Genomic DNA, 21,325 nt, shown 5'->3' with positions numbered 1-21,325 from the left:
ATTTAGCTCTACTATCCGACACCTCTTCATGCCACTATAGATATAAATACTCCGACAAACCTCCTGCCCAACTCGGCCCTTCAAGATCCTGTGTCTATACTTTGGCTTCCATACAATGTGATACTGACAGCGATAGAAGATGTGCGATGCACTTTCATATCGGCTCATACTGCTTACTCCTTGATTTGCTGGTAACAAACCGAGTCAGTATGCAGTATGGGCACTCTTCGGGCTGAGCCCCGACTTGACGATCACCACCTCCATAGGAGGTGGTTTTGGGGTGACAACAAAAAACCCGCCAGAAGGCGGGTTTTACTGAATAGTTTGCTGACTGCGTTATACGTCCATACAAGCCTTGAGCTTGTTCATGGCGTTTTTCTCCAACTGACGGATCCGCTCAGCAGACACCTGATAGGTATCGGCCAGCTCCTGCAGTGTGGTCTTTTCATCGTCCAACCAACGGGCCCGCAGAATATGCTGGCTGCGTTCATCCAAGGTCTTGATCGCCGACAACAACTTGTTCTGGGCATTGGATTCCCAGTTGTCATTTTCTACCTGGGCCGCCAAGTCGGAAGAATGGTCTTCCAGATAAAGCGCCGGGGCAAAGTCATGATCATCATCGTGATCATTGGTCAGGTCAAAGGCCGGATCCTGCGCCGCCATTCGCGACTCCATCTCGGTCACATCCTGTTTGGATACGCCAAGATTCTCCGCCACCATAGTGACCTCTTCATCGCTGAACCAACCCAGACGTTTCTTGGCCTTACGCAGGTTGAAGAACAACTTACGCTGTGCCTTGGTGGTGGCAACTTTGACTATGCGCCAGTTCTTCAGCACATATTCATGAATTTCTGCCTTGATCCAGTGCACGGCGAAAGACACCAAACGCACACCCACATCAGGGTCGAAACGCTTGACCGCCTTCATCAGGCCTATGTTGCCTTCCTGGATCAGGTCTGCCTGTGGCAGACCATAACCCGCATAGCCGCGGGCAATATGCACCACAAAACGTAAGTGCGACATAATCAGTTGCTTAGCCGCCTGCAGATCACCGGTTTCCTGCAAACGCTTCGCCAGCTCATACTCCTGCTCGGCGTCCAGCATGGTCATGCTGTTTACCGAATGGATATAGGCCTCGAGACTGCTGCTCCCCTGGGGAACCATCAGTGCCATTGATTGCGTTTGATCAGTCATTCACGCTCCTGTTTCTTACTGCTTTGATGCTCATTTCGGGTCGAAAAAAACGCTGATGAGCCGATGCACTATCGGTCAATTGACATATATTGTCAACGCCGTATCCAACATCCGGGGTTATTTTTACCCCGAAAATAGGACAATGCAAGTGAAGATAAGTTCATTTTTACATCAGTGAGGCTCTATGGCTCGCAGGTGTTGGCGCACCGACAGGAAAGACCCCAACCAACCCAAAAATGACGCCAGTGCCATCATCTGTAGCAGCTCAACAAAGGTCAGGGACTGCATCTCAAGTTGGCTGCCATATAGGCCCAAAAGCGAGGCCAACGCCCCATCCAGGTACCAAACCAAGAGGTTGATTATCACCCAGGCGAGTATACCGCCGATAACACCATACCAGATGCCAGTGTAGAGAAAGGGTCTCTGAATAAAGGCTTCTGTGGCCCCGACCAGCTTCATGACCTCAATTTCACTGCGCCGATTCATTATAGCCAGGCGAATAGTGTTGCCTATGACCAGCACCACTGCCAGGATCAGCAGTGCCGCCAACGCCAGCACGGTACGTTCCAACAGGCGCACCAGCGCCTGTAAGCGCTCCAGCCACTCGATATCCAGACGGCCAAAGCTCACCTCAGGCTCACGCTCCAGCTTGGTCAAAAGCTCTCTGGCGCCTGCGGGGCTGGAATACTTTTCAGTGGGGATCACGCTGATCACCGCCGGCAAAGGGTTGCTTTCCAGATAGGAGAGCGCCTCGCCGAAACCCGACAGCTGTTGGAACTCCGCCAGTGCCTCGTCACGATTGATATAGTCGACCTCATCGATTTCCGGGTAGACCTTTATCCGTGTCAGCAGGCTCTGAATACTCTGCTCTGAGCGGTTCCCCTCAATAAACAAGGAGATCTGTGCCGCGCTGCTCCAGGATTGGGTAATGGTTTCGGCATTTTTTACCAGCACCTGCAAGGCGGCCGGCAAACTCAGGCTGACACCCAGCACAGCCATGGTCATCAGCGATGAGATAGGGTTACGCCACAACTCACCCATGCTGGCCATGGCATGCTGTATATGGCGGATAAAAAACATCACTATCCGGCCGGAAAGCGGGAGTTTACTGCGGGTCAATGAAGGCTGGGCAGACATAGCTTATTCCTTAGCGCTCATGGGGCTGGTCCCCAGTTCTTCACCACCTATCATCCGCCCCTGCTTCAGGGTTAGGGTGCGGTATTTCATTCTGGCGATAAGACCGAGATCATGGGTGGCAATCAGCACGCTGGTGCCCGCATCGTTGAAGGTTTCAAACAGCCTGAGAATATCCATGGACAGCTTGGGGTCCAGGTTACCCGTAGGCTCATCGGCCAGCAATAGAGGGGGTTTGTTGACTATCGCCCTGGCAATGCCTACCCGCTGCTGCTCACCGCCCGAAAGCATGATGGGATTATGGCGCTCTTTACCATAGAGCCCCACCATATCCAGAGCACCGGCTACCCGCTTGCGGATCTCCCCCAGGGTAAAACCTTCGATAACCAAGGGCAGCGCCACATTGTCAAACACGCTGCGATCCATCAATAGATGGTGGCTTTGGAAGATCATCCCGATATCGCGGCGCAGGTAAGGCACATGGCCGCGCTTGATACCGGCGATATCATGGCCGTTGATCCATACCCGGCCGGCACTGGCGCGCTCGATAACTGTGATCAATTTGAGCAAGGTACTCTTACCGGCCCCGGAATGCCCGGTAAGAAAGGCCATTTCGCCCCGCTGAAGATGAAAACTCACATCAGACAGTGCCTTTTGGCCCCCGGCGTAAATTTTGCTGACCTGCTCAAATCGAATCATATATCAGTTATCCGCCTTCTCCTGACTGAACAGGGCTTCGATAAAGTCTTTGGCATTGAAGGTACGCAGATCGTCTATCTGCTCTCCCACGCCTATGTAACGAATAGGAATACCAAATTTATCGGCAATGGCAAAGATAACTCCGCCTTTGGCGGTACCATCCAGCTTGCTGATACTGATACCGGTAACCCCGACGGCTTCCTGGAACAACTGCGCCTGACTGATGGCATTCTGGCCCGTGCTGGCATCCAGGGTCAGCATCACTTCATGGGGAGCGTCCGGATCCAGTTTCTTCATCACCCGAACCACCTTCTTCAGCTCTTCCATCAGATGGCTCTTGTTCTGCAAACGACCAGCGGTATCAGCAATCAACACATCGACGTTTCTGGCCTTGGCGGCCTGCAGGGCATCAAACAGCACAGAGGCGCTATCGGCACCTGTATGCTGGGCAATCACAGGAATATCGTTGCGCTGGCCCCAAACCTGCAGCTGCTCAACCGCAGCGGCGCGGAAGGTATCACCGGCTGCCAGCATGACAGACTTGCCTTCGCGCTGATACTGTTTGGCCAACTTGCCTATGGTAGTGGTCTTGCCAACGCCGTTGACCCCCACCATTAAAATAACGAAAGGCCCGGCGGCATTATCCGGCACCAGAGGCACACTCACAGGCTCCAGCGTCGCCAGCATCTCCTGCTGCAGCAATTCATATAAGGCTTCGGCATCCTTGAGCTGCTTGCGTGAAGCATGATCTGTCAGGCTGGAGATCAACCGACTGGTGGTTTCCACCCCAACGTCGGCAATAAGCAGTTGCTCTTCCAGCTCTTCAAACAGGTCATCATCAATCTTTTTACCGCGAAACAGCCCGATAAAACCGCTACCGATATTTTCGCTGGTACGCATCAGCCCCCGCTTGAGGCGGGCAAAGAAGCCCTCTTTAACAGGTTTTGCCTGTGGCTCAGGTTGAGCTTCATCAGCAGCCTGTTCGGCCTGGTTTTTTTCAGCGGCCAGACGCTCGGCTTCGGCCTGTTCTGCCTGCGCTTTTTCAGCTGCCAGACGCTCGGCTTCGGCCTGTTCTGCCTGCGCTTTTTCAGCAGCCAGGCGTTCAGCTTCAGCTTGCTCGGCCTGCGCTTTTTCAGCAGCCAGGCGTTCAGCTTCAGCCTGTTCTGCCTGCGCTTTTTCAGCTGCCAGACGCTCGGCTTCGGCCTGTTCTGCCTGCGCTTTTTCAGCAGCCAGACGTTCAACTTCGGCTTGCTCGGCCTGCGCTTTTTCAGCTGCTATACGCTCGGCTTCTGCCTGCTCGGCCTGCGCCTTTTCAGCTGCCAGACGCTCGGCTTCGGCTTGCTCTGCCTGCGCCTTTTCAGCAGCAATACGCTCGGCTTCTGCCTGTTCTGCCTGCGCTTTTTCAACAGCCAGACGCTCAGCTTCGGCCTGCTCTGCCTGCGCTTTTTCAGCAGCAATACGCTCGGCTTCGGCTTGCTCGGCCTGCGCCTTTTCAGCAGCCAGACGATCAGCTTCGGCTTGTTCAGCCTGCGCCTTTTCAGCAGCTAAACGTTCGGTCTCGGCCGCGGCTTCTGCGGCTTGTTGTTCGGCGAGTTTGGCCGCCTGCTCGGCTTCGTCATTACTTTTGTCTTTACGAAACCAGGAAAAAAAACCTTTCTTTGCCATCAGTGCTACCAGTGCTCAACATCGTGGGGGATCTTCAGGAGCCGGGCTCCCGCTTGAGGTCGCAACTATTTCCCTGGAGCAGCGGGGCCTGTTATGGGCATTCCCGAGCGATAAAGGGCTTTAGCTTCATCTCACCTTTTCAGCTGAGTTTGTTATAAAATAGCGACGCTTTTAAGGTGGCATAGTCTACCACTTTCTTTCTTCAGGCAAAATCACGGGGGCAAGATGGCCAAAAATAGACCGGGCAGCGGTCAGGTTCGTATTATCGCAGGCCAATGGCGCTCGAGAAAATTACCCATCCAGGATCTGGAAGGCCTGAGGCCAACCACAGACAGAGTGCGGGAAACACTATTTAACTGGCTGGCAGGTGAACTCAGTGGCAGCTCGGTGTTGGACTGTTTCGGTGGCAGTGGCGCCCTGGCATTGGAAGCCCTATCCCGCTATGCCGCTTTTGCCAGAGTCTATGAGCTGCAAAAAACCGCCGCTCAGCAACTGCAGCAGAATCTGCAAACCCTAAAATGCGACAGTGCCGAGGTCATCAACGGCGATGTATTGGCCGGTTTGGCGCGCCCTGCCGATCGCCGTTTCGATATCGTGTTTATCGATCCCCCTTTTCGCAAGGGACTGGCCGAGCAAACCCTAACCCTGCTGGCCCGGCATCAATGGCTCAACCCAGGCGCCCTTATCTATCTCGAAGTGGAATCAGAATTGCAGCAGTTACCGATACCGGCTGACTGGGAGGCATTGAAAGAGAAGCAGGCCGGCCAGGTCAGCTACCGCCTGTATCGCTTCCCGGGAGGAGTAGAGTCATGAAAGCCGTATTAGTGTTGGGAAAACTGGCGACCCTATTGGCCTGGGTGTTGATGTTTTTCAACCTGTTCAGCCCGTTTGAAGGCAATATCGGCGTGATACTCACCATACTTCTCGGGGTAACCGCCATGATGCATGGGCTGCAAGTGCTGATATTTCACACGATATTTTGTCAGTTGTTGCCGCTCAAGGCTAAAGACTATCTCAACGCCTTTCTATTCGGGGTGTTTGCCTTGCTGGATTACCGCCAACGAGCGCTGAGTCAACTGGCTACAGAAACCTCGGCAAATAATCAGGATTGAGGCGGCAAAGGCGCCTCTTTACCCTTGGCCAATATTTCCAGAATTTGCTGCAAATGCTGGCTCAGGGCTTCAGCCTCGGCTGTCGCAAACCTTTGCTTAAGGGAAGCATCGAGTTGAGTCGCCAGCTCAGCCTTCACAGCAGAGAGCGCTGGTTGGTTCTCTTCAACCTGTAACTTGGCAACGCTGAGAGCCAACAACTTAAGCTCAGGCAACAACTCTATTTGCTTCAGTGGTGCCAATAAGCCTGGGTCGTCAACACTGAGTCGTTGATCCAGAGTCACCAGCAGTTGGTCGACCCGCGCTAAAGTCTGCTCTCCACGCTGATACAGAGGGGTTATGGCAACATCATTGGCAAAGTCAGTGAGTTGATAGAGGGTCACGCTCAGCGTCAGCACGATTAACAACAGCGGCAGTGACAACCCGAACACCAGACCGACCCAAAAGTTATTGATACCGGATAAAAAGGTTCGCATTGCTCCTCCGCTGTCGGCAACAAGGCCATCCTATGAATGGCCCGGGTTCACAGGAATTTGATTGCCAAGGGGTACTTGTATTCCACCCCCTCACTGGCCTTGACCGCTGCGACTATGGTCACCACCACATCGAAAATCGCCAGTACAGCCACCAGCACCAAACCTATGCCAACAAAGATCAGGATCAGGCTGATGATGGTGTAAATGATCATACTGATTTTGAAGTTCAGGCAATTACGGCCACAAACATCAACAAATTCAAACTCTTCCCGTTTCATCAACCAAACGATCAACGGCCCCAAGATAGTGCCGAAAGGGATCAGGTAACCGGCAAAACTCGTCAGGTGCACCAACATTCCCATGTCTCTTTCCTGTTTTCCCATGTTGTTTCCTAACTTTTTCAGTTCAAAGCCAAACTATCCGGGCCATAAAGGCGCATCTGCCAGTCTTCTATGCTGCCCCGCTCCAGTCGGCGCTGCAAGCTGCCTACCCAGCTGGCTGCCAAACCTTCACAACTGAGCAGCCTGTCATAGGCGGCCGCATCAAATTCGGGGCGAAAATACAGCTTCATCGCCTCGGCAACACTGATATCGGTACGCCTTTGTTTCAGTATCAGGGCATCCTGACAGCTTATGATGCCAGGCTTAAGCACCCGATAGAACCAACCTGACATACCCGTTTGCTGCATGGCAAGGGCAAAGTCCCGCTGGCCATATTGGTGATTGAGCTTAAAACAGGGGGAACGTGGTTGGGTGACCTGCAGCTCGACTTCGCCAAAGCTGAGGATATCGCCGATATGAATATCCACCTCGGTCAGGCCAACACTGCTGATGTTTTCTCCCATGGCAGGTGCATCCTGCCCCGAAGTTATCAGCCCCATGCGCCGGTAGTGGCCATAGTGCTCGCGAGGGAAATGATGCAGTACCCTATCCGGGCCACCATGATGTTTGGGATCCGCCTGGGCATCACCCGCAACCCTGTCGCTGAAAACCTCCAGCGTCTCCATCCGAGACTTGTTATCTATCCCGCTTGCCAGCTTGTCCCTGAATGTCAGTTCATCACCGGCATACAGCCCAGAAATCTTGTCAATCAAACACTTGGTCACGTTACGTCTCCCTTCGGGTGCCAAAGCCCGATCATACTCCAAGCTTACGGGACAGATCACGGACATTTCCATACAAAGCGGCGCTATTGTATGACCTTGGCGCCGAGGACAATACCAGGGATTTCTTATGTATTCAGGAGAAGTAATATGAAAGCATTCAGATTCAGCGCCCTGGCCCTCGTTGGGGCTGCAGTAAGCAGTGTCGCCTTGGCGGACAACACTGACGTTTATATCCGTAATGGCCAGATTTACAGCCATGAAAACAGTTTCTTTGTCTCTGCCGGTGCCTATCAGGGCAGCGAACTCTATCAAGGCGTCGATTCCAAGCTGCGTCCATTCGGTAACCTGGGTTATAACGGCAAGGACTTCAACGCCTCACTGGCCAATATCAACTACCGTTTCTTCGGTAATGATAAAGATCTGTTCAACCTGAGTGTGTACCTGGGGAGTCCGGGTATTGCCTTGAAAGACTCAGACGCAGCAGCACTTGGCGGCATCCATGAACGTAAGCTGAGTGGCGATCTGGGTATCAACCTGGATACCCAACTGGGATTCGGTACTCTGTCCACCTCGGTACAACATGACGTAACCAACAGATACAACGGCTTTATCGGCCAGGTCCGTTACGCCGTACCACTAAACCTGGGCTGGGGTAGTGTCGTTCCCTACGCCGGCGTCAGCTACCTGAGCAGTGACTTTACCCAGTACTACTTCGGAGTCAGCAAGGCTGAAGCCAATAAGCAGCATAAGGCCTACCAACCGGGCAAAGCCTTCACCTACAACGCAGGTTACAAGCTGATTGTGCCTCTGGGCGAACATCTCGAACTCAGCCAAAGCAGCAACTACAGCTACCTGGATTCCGCCATTGCCGACTCGCCGATTGTGGATGGCAAACAGCAGTGGAACGCCAACCTGGCACTGACTTATTACTTCTGAATCTGAGGTCCTTGGATGAAATCGCTTAAAACCCTCTTGCTTGCCGCAGGCTTAGCCATAGTTGTCAGTGGCTGTGCTACCCCTTATGACACCCAGAAATCCTTCTGGACCTTTGGCAAAGGCTTTGAGACAACCCAAATTGCCTCAAATGCCTGGCAAATAAGTTTTGTCGGCAATAACAACACTGACAGGGCCTTGGCCCGCAAATACATTCTGCGCAAAGCGGCAGAGTTGAGCCAGCAAGGGGGATTTGCCTTCTTCACCCTGGACAGCGAACAAACCAACAGGGATGCAGTGAATACTTTTGGTGTGGGTCGCAATGACAATAGCTGGCTCTGGGGCTCCAACTCGATTGAGAGGGAAACCTCAGTGATAGTGGAAGTCACCGGCCTGAACCAGAAGCCGGAAAATCCAGGCACCCGGGTTTATGAAGTCAGCTATATTCTCAGTAATGTCAGCGTTAAAGACTGAATGGTCACTGGTAAAGGGGTGACTGAGTCCCCCTTTATGCCAATCAAATTGTCACTTATGTAATCGGGGTGCTAATTTTGCTTTATCTTGATCCACAAGCTTATCGGCAGGAAATGGCAAACACTCGCATAACACTCGTAGAAGACGACAATAAGATCAGTGACCTTCTGACCAATTACCTCAGGAACCAACATTTCGATGTAGAGCGGATAGACGATGGCAACTGTGCCTGCCAGCAAATACTCGAGCGTCAACCTGAGCTGGTGATCCTGGATCTTATGTTGCCGGGAAACGATGGCTTGAGTATCTGCCGTGAAATCCGGGCCCAATACCAAGGCAAGATACTGATCCTCACCGCCAGTGAAGATGACATGGATCAAGTGGCAGCTCTGGAGATGGGCGCCGATGACTTTGTCAATAAACCTATTCAGCCCAGGGTACTGCTGGCCAGGATCCGCATGTTACTGAGACGGCAGGAAAGCGCGGTCACAGAGAGCAACCGTGAACGTCAGTTTGGTGAACTCTATCTGGACAATGCCCGCAAGTTCTGCGCCGTCAGTCAGGCAGAGGTCAACCTCACCGCTGCCGAATTCGACCTGTTGTGGCTGCTGAGCTCACATCCGGATGAAATACTGTCGCGGGAGTTTCTGGTCAAAGAAACCCGCGGCATAGAGTACGACGGAATAGACCGCAGCATAGATAACAAGGTAGTGATTTTGCGTAAAAAATTAGGCGACAACCCCAGTTTGCCACGCAAGATAATCACGGTAAGGGGCAAGGGTTATCTATTTGTGCCGGATAGGTGGTAATGAAGCGCCTGTTTATCTTCTCCTATCTGGTGCTGGTGTTTCTGTTTTTCACCTCCATCATTTTTGTCTTTCAGCTGGACTTCTTTTCCTCCGATGAGTGGGAAAGCGACTATCTGGATCGCACCAATATGTCACTGAGCCAGCTGTTGTCTGAAATCTCGGCCGCCAAGGGTGTTGCCAGCGCCGAGGCCTCGCTTGAGCAGGTGCTAGGCAACGTGCACAAACAGCTGAGGGTCATCTCTTTGGACTCGGCCGAGCTGTCGGCTGAAGAAAAACAGATCCTGAAAGACAACCGGCATTACGTCAAAGACATGGAAGAGGATATCTCCTATATCATGTTCCAGGGCTCAGATAAGGTGTATGCCATCAGCCGCGATGAGTCCGCTCCCTTCTGGCAGGAATACTATTTCAAAGAATCCGTTGCCCTCTGGGTGCTGTTTCCCGTGTTGGCTTTTATCAACTTTGTACTGCTCTACCTGTTGGCCCGGCGTCTGCGCCGCTTGGAAAGGGTTCACAGTGCCTTTGCCAATGGAGATTTCAAAGTACGGGCCAAGACAGGTGTTTGGCACAAGGTGGGACACCTGAACCAGTCATTCAATCAGATGGCTGACAAGATAGCCAAACTCATCGACAGCAACAAACAACTCACCAATGCCGTTGCCCATGAAGTGCGTACCCCCATATTCAGGATCCGTTGCAATCTGGACATGCTGGACGATTCCGGCGTGCGCCCGGAGCAAATGTCTTATCTGGAAGGCATACATCAGGACCTGGATGAACTCGGCACCATGGTGGACGAGTTGCTGCAATACGCCAGAATGGAGCGACGTCAGGCGCCATTACAATTGAGCTGCCAATCATTGGATACCGGGCTGCAGGAATTGATTGCCCACCTGCAGTTTGAAACCGATATCGCCCTTGAACTCACCAAGGTAGAACCACTGGAGGCCATGGTAGATCTGCGCCTCTGGCACAGAGCTGTCAGCAATATCATCCGCAATGGCTACCGCTATGCCAGCCAAAGCGTCAGCATAAGGCTCAGCGGCGACACTGACAGGATCTGGCTGCACATTGCCAACGATGGCCCAGGGATCCAGGATGAAGATAAACAACGCATTTTTGATCCCTTCGTTCGCATAGACAAATCACGGGATCGCGGCAGCGGCGGTCACGGCCTTGGGCTGGCCATCAGTGCCCAGATCATTCGCCAGCACTGTGGGGACATTAGCGTCAGCGACACCGCAAACGGTGGCCCAAGTTTCGATATCTGGTTACCCAGACCGGCAACAAGCTGCCAAAACAGATAAAAAAAGCCCCGTTAAGAAACGGGGCACCAGCAAACCAGTTGGGAATCAGCGGGCGAATCACAGCGCCATAAAGAAGACTCGCTGTACATATTGGGGCTATTAGGTGACGCATTCATGACACAGATGCGACAGTGGGATGACAATCGCCTCGAACCTTGGGCAACAGGAATTAAAAAAAGCCCTACTTCAAGAGCAGGGCAAGCCAGTTAGCACATAAATAAACAAGAAGGGAGAAACCCGAAGAGCCCTTGAGCTCTAACCAAAGATCGCCAGCAAGATTAAGCCCACTTGATGACGGCGGCATGACACTGATGCGGGATTTTTATGACAAGCTCAATCCTGCTGTGCTTGCAGGTACTGACGCAAGGCGTCTCCCGGAATCGAGGTTTCCGAGGCAACCGCGAAAGCCGCCCACTGAGCGGCTTCCTTCATGGCCTGTTCCACTGCCATTCCCGATACCAAACCATGGATAAGCCCGGCTGCAAAGGCATCACCGGCACCCGTGGTATCCACCACTTTCGCCGGAACCGCCGCTATCAGCGTCTCACCATTCTCCTGGTATAACACCGCGCCCTGCTCGCCTTGAGTCACAATAAAGTATTTAAGTGCATCACCGGCTATCTGACGCCCAAACTGCCAGGGGCTGAGCTCGCTGCGCCCTTGCATATCGGTTACCGAAGACAGCAATACATGGCAGGGTCTTGGCCTATCATCTTTGGCCAATTGTGCCACCACCAGAGTGTGTTCCAGCGCGGTTCGCGCCCAACTGACCGCCCCTTCGGCAGAGGAGTTGATATATAAGGCATCCCACTGCGACCACTTGGGCGGCGCCGGCAATTCAAATATCGGCCGCTGCGGCCGGATAATGGTGCGCTCGCCATCCGGGGTCATTACCAACAACATTTCACAGGTATTGCCTGCTCGCCGCTGCACCCTGCGACAATCCAACCCTTGGGTACTGGCTTCGGCCAGCAGCCAATCGCCCATCTCGTCTCGCCCAACCTGACTGACCAGAGCCACATTATGGCCGGCCCATTCCAACCCTATGCCAGTGTTGGCGCCACCACCACCCAAGCGTTGGCCACCATCCTGATAATGGAATCTGCCTCCGGTACGCAAGGGTTTATCCAGCAATAAGATTCGGTCACAGTTAAGGTTGGCAACGAGCAAAATCTTGGCCATAGAAATAGTCCACAGAAACGAATGACCCCATCTTACCCCAGGGCAAACACTAAATGCAGCGCAGCCAACAACAAAGGCCACAAGAGGTGATATTGCCAAACGGCTAAAAACACCGTTTTAACTCAGCAAAAATTGCCGTTTAAGCGAGTTTTTATTTACATTTATTCAAAGTTAAAACAGACTATTAAACATCCAGACTTTGGTGAAATTTTCTTTCCAAGACAACAAAATAAACTCACTTTACCCGAGCGCTACAGACTCCTATATTCGCGGAAAATTTCACCATTCAGACTTTTTAAACTGATCTCCGTTTAAAAGGTCGTTTTTCTATTTGGAGTCTGAGTTGTCCCAACCTCACGCCACCGCTCACAACAACAGTGCCTGGGTACCTGTTGCGGGTTTGACCCTGTTTGCTCTGGCTTCCGGCTATCACATGAGTCTGCTGCCGCTGGCATTGGACGGTTTTGGCTTAGCGACAGATCTGGCGGCTTGGCTGGCGAGTATTTTCTATTTCGGCCTGTTGCTCGGGGCAACTTGTATTTCACCTGTCGTGGCACGCCTGGGACACAGAGGTGCCTTCATCCTGTTTCTATTGCTACTGGCAGCGACAGTGGCTGGCATGCCCTTGGTGGTTAATGGCCAGTTTTGGCTGGCGGCGCGCTTTATTGCCGGGATTGCCGTGGCCGGCATCTTCGTAGTGGTGGAGTCCTGGTTGTTGATAGCCGACACCGCCAAGCAGAGAGCCAAGCGTTTGGGCTTCTATACAGGCTCACTCTATGGCGGTAACGCCCTGGGACAACTGGGTGTGGGACAGTTGGGTGTCGATGGTGCCATGCCGCATATTTTGGTGGCTATAGTACTGGTGTTGGCCGTATTGCCGCCACTGCTGGCCAAGCGCTGCCAGCCACAAAAAATACAGCACCAGAAGATTAGCTTCAAAGAAGTCAGGCATGTCAGTCGCCCTGCCATCATGGGCTGTCTGGTTGCAGGTTTGGTATTGGGCCCCATCTATGGCCTGATGCCTGTGTTTCTCAGCGAGCAGACAGGTGACCACCAGCTGACGGGCAAACTGATGGCCATAGTGATCCTGGGAGCCATGTTGGTGCAACCCCTGGTCAGTTGGTTGTCTCCCAGATTCAGCAAGACTCTCTTGATGGCACTTTTCTGTTTGTTGGGCGCCGCCGGGGTTGTGGGTATTTTGCTGAGTCACAGCACTTTAGTGATGGGCTTCAACCTGTTGCTGCTGGGGGCTGCCGCCTTCGCCCTCTACCCTATCGCTATTACGCTGGCCTGTGACAGCCTCGACAGCAGCAAGATAGTGGCGGCAACCGAACTTATGCTGCTCAGCTACTCTGTGGGTTCAGTTATCGGGCCTCTGGTGGCCAACGGCTTCCAGCAACAGCAGGGTCTGCCCATGTATCTGGGCTTGTGTCTGACCACAACTTGTATCTATATGCTGTTGTCCAGTGTGCGACCAACCCGTGGCCGGATGCCGGCACTGCGTCCCTGAGCCGCTGCTGAGGCTCAGGATCCTTGGCCGGACTCAGGCACTCAACTCGGCCTTGGGCGGCCAGACAAGATACATGCCCTCACTGGCCGGTGAACTGAAACTGAAACCAAATTTGAGGTACAGTTGCGGCACATCGGCCATCAAGGTGATATAGGCCCCCTCGAAGGCGTGAGCTTTCAGATAGTCCATCACCTTTTGCATCAACAAACGCCCCAAGCCTTGTCCCTGCCAGCGGGGATCGACAGCTACATCCACCACTTCAAAATTAATTGCTCCGTCCCCCACCACCCTGGCCATGGCGATACACTCACCCTCGAAAACAAGTTGCACACCATAGAGGCTGCTGGGCAGCGCCTTTTCGACACCGGCTCTCGGCCTAGGGCTCAGTCCGGTAATCTGCCGCAAACGGATAAAGTCCTCCACAGCGGCGGTTTGCTCCAGAACTTCAACTTGCTGTTTCATTTGGATAACCACTCCTTTGCCAACAGGGCATATTGATACTCACAGCCCCAGCGTCCCTTAAAGAAAATATTGTCGATAAAATGCCCTTCGCGGCGAAAGCCCACGGCCTCAAGCAAGCGCCAGGCAGGGAGGTTCTCCGTGTCGGTAATTGCGATCACCCTGTGTCTGCCAAGCTCACGAAACAGGTAATCCAGCACGGCGGATACCGCTTCCCTGGCGATACCCTGCCCCTGGCAGAGTGGATCCAGGCTGAATCCCAACTCCACTTGCTGCTCATCAATGAAGTGCAAGGCCAGATCGCCGGCCAGAGTGCCGTCGGTAAGCTCAATAGCCAGTTGATACCAATGACCGCTCAGCGCCCAAGCTTTTGGAATGGCTTCATACAAGGTCTTGGCTTGTTCGAGACTGAAGGTGTCCCAGCTTTGATAACGAGCCACCTGCGGCTCCTGCCGATAACGGCTGAAGGCGGCAAGATCTGACGCTCTTAAGCGGCGCAGTGTCAGGTTGGTGCTTGTTATTGGCTCCATTCGCTATCCAGCCCTTTGCTTTTCACCAAAACAACAGAACTGCTGCACAGCCGGTAGCGCTTCACGCCCATCGGCCAGCCCTAAATGATACACAGCCTCTACCTTGTTGATGTCGCGCTCCAGCCTCGACAAGTCCAGCGCCATCTTGGGCTGGATCACCATGGCACTCCCTTCAGCAACCGCTTGTTGTAATTGTTGTTGTGCCTGGTTATACACCTGATGGCGCCTCAGCAAAGCCTCGGCAACCTTGGGGTAACGCCGATAGGCCTTTTGTGCCAACCATTTAAACTTAAAGGCTGACTTACTGTAATCCGCGGCCTGGGTCAGGATAACCAGCTGTTTTTGATAGCCGTCGGCTCTGGCTTGCTGCAGCGGGATAGGAGCCGCAATGCCACCATCAAGATAAGGCACCCCATTGATGGCAACAGGTTTGGAGATAAAAGGCAGGCTGCTTGAGGCGATCAGTATCTGCAACAGCTCGTCGTGGCCACCAAAATCACTCATGCCAAAGAAGTCGGTTTCACCGGAAAGGCAGTTGAAAGCACCTATTTTGAATTCGGCCCCCGAGGACAGGAAAGTCTCAAAATCGAACGGCAGCAACTCGTGCGCCATACGTCTATAGGTGAAGTCAGTGTTGACATAGTTGCCCGTCTTCAGCAGATGCCTCATGCCCATGTAGCGCTTATCTGCAAGATAACGCTGCTGAATTAATAGGTTACGCCCCTTCTGCCTGGAAAGGTACGAAGCCGGGTAGATGGCTCCAGCGGAAACCCCTACCTGATAATCAAACATGACTCCGGCTTCCAGGAAAGCATCCAGCACCCCGGCGGTATAAATGGCGCGCAGGCCGCCGCCCTCCAGCACCAAAGCCGTGCCTTGCAGTTGCCTAAACTCTGTGACCATTATGATTCCCCCCAATACAGCCAATAGCGCAGCATAGCCAAGCATGGCCCACAGGGGAAGCCACTCTTGAAATACCCGTACTTTAGCAGTAAGAAATTTGCCTTGAATTACTTAAGCTTATGCTGATTTTTCATTAAGAAATCCGCCAAAAACATTCAAATTGATTGTCAACTCACCCTTGGCAACCCCCGGTGGCATAGGGCTTGCCCCTGCTTGGCCGGGTCCAAATGCCGCCGATATCAGTCGAGTCGGCACCATCAGGCAACTGATTAAAAAGTAACTTATCTGCAGTGGCAGGAAGCCACGCAGTATCGCCTGACAGGAGTAAAAGGAATGGATGCTAGCAATCAAGGAGAAATCTGCTTACTGCCGCAGTTGGCCAACAAGCACAAACTCAAGCTCTATCGCTGCTGTCTGGAAGAATTTCGACAGTTGGGCTACTGGGACCAATATGTGCAACAGGTGCAGGATGAAATGCACAGGCTACAGGCCTTGGCGGAAGAGTAAACTGCATCGCACCCGGTAATAGGGTGACGCAAGTCAAATTTAAGTTGAATTTTCCCCCGGAACAGGCTGCAATATCGACGCAAAATTTCACCTTGGGCGGTTTAGCCACTCAAAGATGCAAAGCCAACTTCAATTTGGCCAAGGATGCCGAAATACTTAAGGGAAAAAGATGAAACGCTTTGTTTTTTATTTTATTTTTGGTTATGCCTGTTACCTGAGTTGGGTAAAACTCAGCGGCAATGAACCGCAACAGCTGACCGACATTCACCAAGACACCATAAGCAACAGCATCCGCGAAGCGGCTCAAACCGCCCCGCGCTATGCCAGTAAACCTGTAGAGATGGACGCCGGCTTCCACTGCGATGGACGCCAGTATTGCAGCCAGATGACCTCCAGAGCCGAAGCCGAGTACTTCAACCGTTACTGCCCCAACACCAAGATGGATGGCGACAATGATGGCCGCCCCTGTGAAAACGACAGCCGCTGGTAAAGCAATAATCCATCTTGGCCTGTAGCCATTTCCCCAACTGGCAATGACAATCCTGAGTCAAGCGGCAACCAGTGGACCATCTTCTGCAAAACAGGCACTCAGGGTTGCTATGGCTTCGCGGATCTTTGGCGCCTGCGCCTCTCGTCCCGCAGTCAGAGCGTAAACGCTGTACTGCGGCAGTTGCCAGTCAGGCAATAGAGGCAACAAAGTGCCCTGCTGCAAAAACTGCCGCACTTCAGGCTCCGGCAAGGCCGCATAACCCAAACCATCCAAGGTAAAACGGATCAGACTCTGCATATTGTTGACCGCCAGACGCCCTGGCGCCAAAGACAGCTGCTCACCACTGACGGTATGACTCAACATACTGTCCTGCACCATACTCCCCTTATGGCACAGACGCTCCCAGTTCTGCAATTCACCGGGATGCATGGGCATTGAGTTCCCTCGCCTACGCAGAAAGTCAGGTGCCACGCACAGGAGCATCTGCCAATCGGCCAGATGATGAGCCACCAGCGCCGAATCGGCCAAAGGCCCGATACAGATGGCCAGATCTATGCCACTACCCACCAGATCCACAGTCTCATCCTGCAGCTGCAGCGACAATTGAATGCCGGGATGCGCTTCCAACAGACGCCTTAGCGGCTCACTGAGAAGACCGCCACCAAAGCCAACAGGGGCGGCTATCCGCAACTCTCCGGCCGGACCGTCCTTCAAACGACTCAGCTGCAGCTCTGTCTCATCGGCAAGAGCTATCATCTGTACACAGCTCTGGTAAAAGAGCTTACCTGCCTCGGTCGGTGTCAACGCCCTGGTGCTGCGATTTAGTAGCCCAAGCCCAAGTTGCTGCTCCAGCTTGAAGATCTGCTGGCTAACGGCAGATGTACTCATGCATAACTGCCTGGCGGCGGCATTCATGGTGCCTTTCTCAACTGTGGTGGCAAATACCAGCATCGCCTTGACCATCTGCCTATTCATCTTTAAGCCCCATCACAACAGCAAAAACATCTCAGTTACGGCGGTCGCCATAAAGCATTCCTTAACTGTGTTTCCAGAAAAATGCGCTTGAGAGGATTGTATCATCGGCGTAAATTCTCGCCATTGAAAATCATTCTCATTTACCAAATTTGCAATTATGCATTCAGGAGTTTAAAGCCGATGTCTTTGTGTCGAATCAGCCCTCTGGCCAGCGCCATTGCCGCACTCTTCCTCATACCTGCAGCACAGGCCGATGAAGCGCCCCAAGACATGGAAGTCATAGTGGTTACCGCCTCCGGCTACGAGCAACAACTCAAGGATGCTCCCGCCTCTATCAGCGTACTTACCCGAGAACAGCTGGATAGCCGTTTCTATCGCGATATTACCGATGCCATGCTGGATGTTCCCGGTGTCGTGGTTACCGGCGGCAGCGATCGCCGTGACATTAGCCTGAGGGGCATGGGAAGCCAATACACACTGATCCTGGTAGACGGCATGCGCCAGTCATCCCGGGAGACTCGCACCAATAGCGATGGCCCGGGAGTCGAAGGCGCCTGGACTCCGCCACTATCGGCAATAGACAGAATCGAAGTGGTGCGCGGCCCCATGTCATCCCTGTATGGTTCTGACGCCATAGGCGGGGTGATCAATATCATCACCCGCAAGGTTCCGGAAAACTGGCAGGGAGAACTCAGACTGGACAGCACAGTTCAGGAACACAGCGAATCCGGCAATATCTATCAGGGCAACTTCTTTGTCAGCGGTGCCCTGATCCCGGACTGGCTGGGGTTACAACTTTATGGCCAGTACACCAAGCGTGAAGAAGACCAGATAACCGGCGGTTACCGCGGTCGAGATGCCAACAATCTCAGTGCCCGTTTCTCGCTGACCCCGAGTGACAACCACGACATCATTTTGGAAGTCAGCAGTGCCGTTCAAGAGTTGGACAGCACCCTGGGCAAAACCGTCGCCCCGCTCGCTCCAGGTGAATCCTGCGGTCGTTACGGCTGCCCGGCGTCCTCCACCACCGAATATGAGAGCCGCAAATACTCCTTGGCACACACGGGCCGCTGGGAAATAGGCACGAGTAATACCTGGGTCAAATATGAAGAGTTCGAAAACAAAAGCCGAGAGATGACCATCAAGAACACTGATGCCCAGACTAGTCTGGTCACCGGCTTTGGTGATAGTCATACCACCACCTTTGGGGCCGCCTTCAACTACCAGGATCTCAGCGACAAGACAGGTAACCAGATAGGTGACCGTAGTGACATCAGCAGACGCCAATGGTCGGTATTTGCCGAAAACGAATGGCGCATGAGCGACACCTTTGCCCTGACGGCCGGTTTACGCATGGATGATGACGAAAACTTTGGCGAGCACTTCAGCCCCCGTATCTACGGAGTCTGGGACCTGACCGACAGCACAACGCTCAAAGGTGGTGTTTCCACCGGCTTCAGAGCCCCAAGCCTGAGACAAACTGTGCCGGATTGGGGCCAGGTCAGCCGCGGTGGCAATATGTATGGTAACCCGGATCTCAAACCCGAGACTTCAATCAACTACGAGCTGGGGCTGCACACCGGCTTCGGCGACAATATCACCACGGCCCTGACCATCTTCTATAACGAGTTTGAAGACAAAATTACCCGAGTACCCTGCCCCGAGAGTCAGTGTACCGACGGTCCGAACCAGTTTGGCTCCGATCCCACCACTTACGTGAATGTGGATGAAGCGGTAACTCAAGGGTTCGAGCTGGATTTCAACTATGACATCAATGATGACATCCAGCTTTCGGCCAACTACACCTATACGGACTCAGAGCAAAAGACAGGCCGCTATCAGGGCAGTCCATTGAATCAATTGCCCAAGCACCTGCTGCAAACCTCCCTGAACTGGCAAATCAACGACAGCTGGGGCAGTTGGGCCAGAGTGCACTACCGGGGTGAAGAGAGCCAACCCACCACGGGGCCCTCTTCGTCGACTCTGGTGGCCCCCTCTTACACTCTGGTGGATATAGGTGCCAACCTGCAGCTGATGGAAAACCTCAAACTCAGCGCCGGTATCTATAATCTACTGGACAAAGAGATTACCCAGGAAGAATACGGCTATATCGAAGACGGCCGCCGCTACTGGCTGGGGATGACCTGGAGTTTCTAACGAGGAAGCCTTATGCCGTTTTTATAAGCCAGAACAGTTCTGGGATATACTGGCGCCGTTCAACTCTCTCACTCCAAAGACCGCGCACCGCCGCGGTCTTTTAATAGCTGTTGCAAAAAACGCCATGACAGCGTTTACTGTGTCCGCGCCAAATTCCCAAGGTTAAGGAAAACAATGAAACTGATACTGATCATTATCGCGTTTGTGGCCTTCTTTATCGCCCTGAAAAAGTGGCAACGAGCCCAGGCGGTGAAAAGCGGCGACCCGGATGCCATGGCCAATGAAGGCCTGAGACTGATTGGCAGAAATAGAGTCGATGAAGGCATAGCACTGCTGGAGCAGGCCGCCAGTAAAGATCATCCCGCCGCTGCCCAAATGCTCTATGAGTTCTATACCCGTCCCGAGCTGGAGATGGTGCCCAACGATGCCGACAAGGCGATGCACTGGGCCGCCAAGGCCTCGTCATTGGACAATGAATTTGCCAAGCTCCATGACCTGATGTTGGAGCTGCGCCAACACCCTGCTTTTGGTGACAATATTCAGCTGCTGGAGCGAAACTTACTCCCCAGAGCCGAAGCCGGTGATACTGAGAGCCAGAGCCAACTGGGACGGGTCTATTCCCGTAACCCAATACTCGATAAGGACGGCAGCAAGGCGATGAAATGGCTCGAGTTGGCCGCCTCCAAGGATGATCCCGAAGCCTGCTTTCATCTGGGGATATTGCTGCAGGAGCCCAGACAAGGGGAAGCCGATTTGCAGCAGGCCAGATTCTGGCTCACCAAGGCACACCAGCTGGGTGAAGCGGCCAGCGCCGGTCATCTGGCGGAAATGATGTTGCAAGGCCTAGGCGGCCCAGTGGATAAACGCCAGGCCGAGCAGCTGTTGATAGAGCAGGCCCAGGACAGCAGTTACTTTCAGTTGATGCTTGGACAGCGCTACCTGCGCGGTGACCAATTACCCCAAGATCTGCACAAGGCCAGAGAATGGTTGGAAAAGGCCGCGGCCGATGAAGATGATAGCGTGGCAGGTCCAGTGTTGGCCGGCTTCCTGCTCGACCACTCCCGCGACAGTCAGGATCATCTGCGTGCCAAGGCAATACTTGAACCCCTGGCACAGGCTTGGGATCTTAGTGCCCATTTTCAACTCGGTAAACTCTATGAACAAGGGCTGGGCGTCAATCGCCAGTTGCCACTGGCACTGATGCATTTCGAGTTTGCCGCTATGGGGGACGAAGCCGAGTATATCGAGGCCAAAGAGTCACTGGCGGCGCGTCTGAGCCAATCGGAAAAACAGCAGGCCGAAGCACTCAAGCAGGAATATCTGGCGCTACACCCCATAGACAGCCTGGCCCAGGCCAGATTGGATCTCCTCAAAGGCCAGGCTCTGCTGTATGCGGATAAGCGAGAATACAAGGAACTGCAACAAGCGCTGCCCTGGCTGGAGAAGGCCGCCTTCGGCGGAGAAACCCTGGCCTATGAAGAGCTGTATGAAACTTACCTCGAACTGGACCAAAGGGTAGATGCCGCCGTATGGCTGCAGCTGGAACTGGAAGAACATAACCAGTTCGGTTTGTTGGGTGATCAGGTACTGCAGCAACAGGAACTGTTGCAGAGCTTTACCGAGGCCGAAACCGCCTGGTATGAGCAGCGTCTCGAAGAGGTTCGGGCGCAGTTGCCGCAAAATAACCCCGAGGCCGCCTGAGCTGTA

24 protein-coding genes are annotated in these 21,325 nt (G+C 53.4%); 11 read left to right on the top strand and 13 right to left on the bottom strand.

The features are described 5' to 3' along the window. The 5 genes from N512_RS24135 to ftsY all read right to left on the bottom strand — a co-directional run. Positions 1–168: transposase (locus N512_RS24135; protein WP_197021458.1), on the bottom strand; the 168-nt coding region annotated here is incomplete at its 3' end. 168 nt (positions 169–336) lie between these two features. Beyond that, positions 337–1,194 carry an RNA polymerase sigma factor RpoH gene (gene rpoH / locus N512_RS0114255; protein ID WP_028780766.1) on the bottom strand — a complete coding sequence of 286 codons (858 nt, stop codon included), beginning with the start codon at positions 1,192–1,194 and terminating at the stop codon, positions 337–339. 171 nt (positions 1,195–1,365) lie between these two features. Further along, complete coding sequence (gene ftsX / locus N512_RS0114250) at positions 1,366–2,331, bottom strand: permease-like cell division protein FtsX (RefSeq protein WP_028780765.1); 966 nt, start codon at positions 2,329–2,331, stop codon at positions 1,366–1,368. Positions 2,332–2,334: 3 nt separating this feature from the next. After that, the gene (ftsE, locus tag N512_RS0114245; protein ID WP_025012145.1) at positions 2,335–3,027 is read right to left on the bottom strand and encodes a cell division ATP-binding protein FtsE; all 693 of its coding nucleotides are present in this window, start codon (positions 3,025–3,027) and stop codon (positions 2,335–2,337) included. A 3-nt stretch (positions 3,028–3,030) separates the two neighbouring features. Continuing rightward, positions 3,031–4,692 carry a signal recognition particle-docking protein FtsY gene (ftsY, locus tag N512_RS23120; RefSeq protein WP_037475128.1) on the bottom strand — a complete coding sequence of 554 codons (1,662 nt, stop codon included), beginning with the start codon at positions 4,690–4,692 and terminating at the stop codon, positions 3,031–3,033. A 225-nt stretch (positions 4,693–4,917) separates the two neighbouring features. Here ftsY and rsmD point away from each other — a divergent pair, with 225 nt between their 5' ends. Then, the gene (gene rsmD, locus N512_RS0114225) at positions 4,918–5,505 is read left to right on the top strand and encodes a 16S rRNA (guanine(966)-N(2))-methyltransferase RsmD (protein ID WP_025888876.1); all 588 of its coding nucleotides are present in this window, start codon (positions 4,918–4,920) and stop codon (positions 5,503–5,505) included. After that, positions 5,502–5,804, top strand: a complete 303-nt coding sequence (locus tag N512_RS0114220) for a DUF1145 domain-containing protein (protein WP_028780764.1) — start codon at positions 5,502–5,504, stop codon at positions 5,802–5,804. Before rsmD ends, N512_RS0114220 begins: the two co-directional genes overlap by 4 nt. On the opposite strand, the gene N512_RS0114215 is transcribed toward N512_RS0114220, so the two are convergent. Genes N512_RS0114215 through N512_RS0114205 form a run of 3 tightly spaced genes read right to left on the bottom strand, consistent with a single transcriptional unit; the run spans position 5,795 to position 7,382 of the window. Beyond that, positions 5,795–6,277 (bottom strand): hypothetical protein, encoded by a 483-nt coding sequence (locus tag N512_RS0114215; protein ID WP_028780763.1) that lies wholly within the window; start codon positions 6,275–6,277, stop codon positions 5,795–5,797. The genes N512_RS0114220 and N512_RS0114215 overlap by 10 nt on opposite strands. Positions 6,278–6,324: 47 nt before the next feature. After that, positions 6,325–6,660, bottom strand: coding sequence for a DUF4870 domain-containing protein (locus N512_RS0114210; protein ID WP_028780762.1), 336 nt, complete (start codon positions 6,658–6,660; stop codon positions 6,325–6,327). A gap of 17 nt (positions 6,661–6,677) precedes the next feature. Next, a complete protein-coding gene (locus N512_RS0114205) occupies positions 6,678–7,382 on the bottom strand; it encodes an MOSC domain-containing protein (protein WP_028780761.1) in 705 nt (234 codons plus the stop codon). 147 nt (positions 7,383–7,529) lie between these two features. On the opposite strand from N512_RS0114205, the gene N512_RS0114200 reads away from it, so the two are divergent. The 4 genes from N512_RS0114200 to N512_RS0114185 all read left to right on the top strand — a co-directional run bounded on the left by N512_RS0114200 (position 7,530) and on the right by N512_RS0114185 (position 10,905). Continuing rightward, complete coding sequence (locus tag N512_RS0114200) at positions 7,530–8,318, top strand: MipA/OmpV family protein (protein ID WP_037475126.1); 789 nt, start codon at positions 7,530–7,532, stop codon at positions 8,316–8,318. Between the two features lie 15 nt (positions 8,319–8,333). Further along, positions 8,334–8,789: a CC0125/CC1285 family lipoprotein gene (locus N512_RS0114195; RefSeq protein ID WP_028780759.1), complete on the top strand. Its 456-nt coding sequence runs from the start codon at positions 8,334–8,336 to the stop codon at positions 8,787–8,789. Positions 8,790–8,902: 113 nt separating this feature from the next. Continuing rightward, positions 8,903–9,598, top strand: a complete 696-nt coding sequence (locus N512_RS0114190) for a response regulator (protein WP_025888873.1) — start codon at positions 8,903–8,905, stop codon at positions 9,596–9,598. Then, positions 9,598–10,905 (top strand): ATP-binding protein, encoded by a 1,308-nt coding sequence (locus tag N512_RS0114185; RefSeq protein WP_028780758.1) that lies wholly within the window; start codon positions 9,598–9,600, stop codon positions 10,903–10,905. The genes N512_RS0114190 and N512_RS0114185 overlap by 1 nt, the downstream gene beginning before the upstream one ends. Before the next feature lie 333 nt (positions 10,906–11,238). On the opposite strand, the gene N512_RS0114180 is transcribed toward N512_RS0114185, so the two are convergent. Next, positions 11,239–12,087, bottom strand: coding sequence for a PfkB family carbohydrate kinase (locus N512_RS0114180; protein WP_028780757.1), 849 nt, complete (start codon positions 12,085–12,087; stop codon positions 11,239–11,241). A gap of 343 nt (positions 12,088–12,430) precedes the next feature. Between N512_RS0114180 and N512_RS0114175 the strand changes: the two genes are divergently transcribed. Then, positions 12,431–13,597, top strand: a complete 1,167-nt coding sequence (locus N512_RS0114175; protein ID WP_028780756.1) for an MFS transporter — start codon at positions 12,431–12,433, stop codon at positions 13,595–13,597. A gap of 33 nt (positions 13,598–13,630) precedes the next feature. Here the strand turns inward: N512_RS0114175 and N512_RS0114170 are convergent, their stop codons facing one another. The 3 genes from N512_RS0114170 to N512_RS23115 are packed head-to-tail and all read right to left on the bottom strand — an operon-like array spanning position 13,631 to position 15,468. After that, positions 13,631–14,059: a GNAT family N-acetyltransferase gene (locus tag N512_RS0114170; RefSeq protein WP_028780755.1), complete on the bottom strand. Its 429-nt coding sequence runs from the start codon at positions 14,057–14,059 to the stop codon at positions 13,631–13,633. Then, the gene (locus N512_RS0114165; RefSeq protein WP_028780754.1) at positions 14,056–14,586 is read right to left on the bottom strand and encodes a GNAT family N-acetyltransferase; all 531 of its coding nucleotides are present in this window, start codon (positions 14,584–14,586) and stop codon (positions 14,056–14,058) included. The genes N512_RS0114170 and N512_RS0114165 overlap by 4 nt, the downstream gene beginning before the upstream one ends. Before the next feature lie 3 nt (positions 14,587–14,589). Next, a complete protein-coding gene (locus tag N512_RS23115; RefSeq protein ID WP_025009225.1) occupies positions 14,590–15,468 on the bottom strand; it encodes a patatin-like phospholipase family protein in 879 nt (292 codons plus the stop codon). 354 nt (positions 15,469–15,822) lie between these two features. On the opposite strand from N512_RS23115, the gene N512_RS24415 reads away from it, so the two are divergent. Together N512_RS24415 and N512_RS24840 are read left to right on the top strand one after the other, a co-directional pair. Continuing rightward, entirely contained in the window at positions 15,823–15,996 is a 174-nt protein-coding gene (locus tag N512_RS24415) for a hypothetical protein (RefSeq protein ID WP_156018539.1), read from the top strand. A gap of 169 nt (positions 15,997–16,165) precedes the next feature. Beyond that, positions 16,166–16,486 carry an excalibur calcium-binding domain-containing protein gene (locus tag N512_RS24840; protein WP_025009224.1) on the top strand — a complete coding sequence of 107 codons (321 nt, stop codon included), beginning with the start codon at positions 16,166–16,168 and terminating at the stop codon, positions 16,484–16,486. Between the two features lie 57 nt (positions 16,487–16,543). Here N512_RS24840 and N512_RS0114145 read toward each other — a convergent pair whose 3' ends face one another. After that, positions 16,544–17,461, bottom strand: coding sequence for a LysR family transcriptional regulator (locus tag N512_RS0114145; protein ID WP_028780753.1), 918 nt, complete (start codon positions 17,459–17,461; stop codon positions 16,544–16,546). Between the two features lie 180 nt (positions 17,462–17,641). Between N512_RS0114145 and N512_RS0114140 the strand changes: the two genes are divergently transcribed. Both N512_RS0114140 and N512_RS0114135 read left to right on the top strand, forming a co-directional pair. After that, positions 17,642–19,618 (top strand): ligand-gated channel protein, encoded by a 1,977-nt coding sequence (locus N512_RS0114140; protein WP_028780752.1) that lies wholly within the window; start codon positions 17,642–17,644, stop codon positions 19,616–19,618. A 174-nt stretch (positions 19,619–19,792) separates the two neighbouring features. Continuing rightward, positions 19,793–21,319 (top strand): tetratricopeptide repeat protein, encoded by a 1,527-nt coding sequence (locus N512_RS0114135; RefSeq protein WP_028780751.1) that lies wholly within the window; start codon positions 19,793–19,795, stop codon positions 21,317–21,319. Positions 21,320–21,325 lie beyond the last annotated feature (6 nt).

Source organism: Shewanella sp. 38A_GOM-205m, from assembly GCF_000518445.1.
Classification (GTDB): Bacteria; Pseudomonadota; Gammaproteobacteria; order Enterobacterales; family Shewanellaceae; genus Shewanella; species Shewanella algae.
This window is presented reverse-complemented; position numbering and strand designations above follow the sequence as displayed.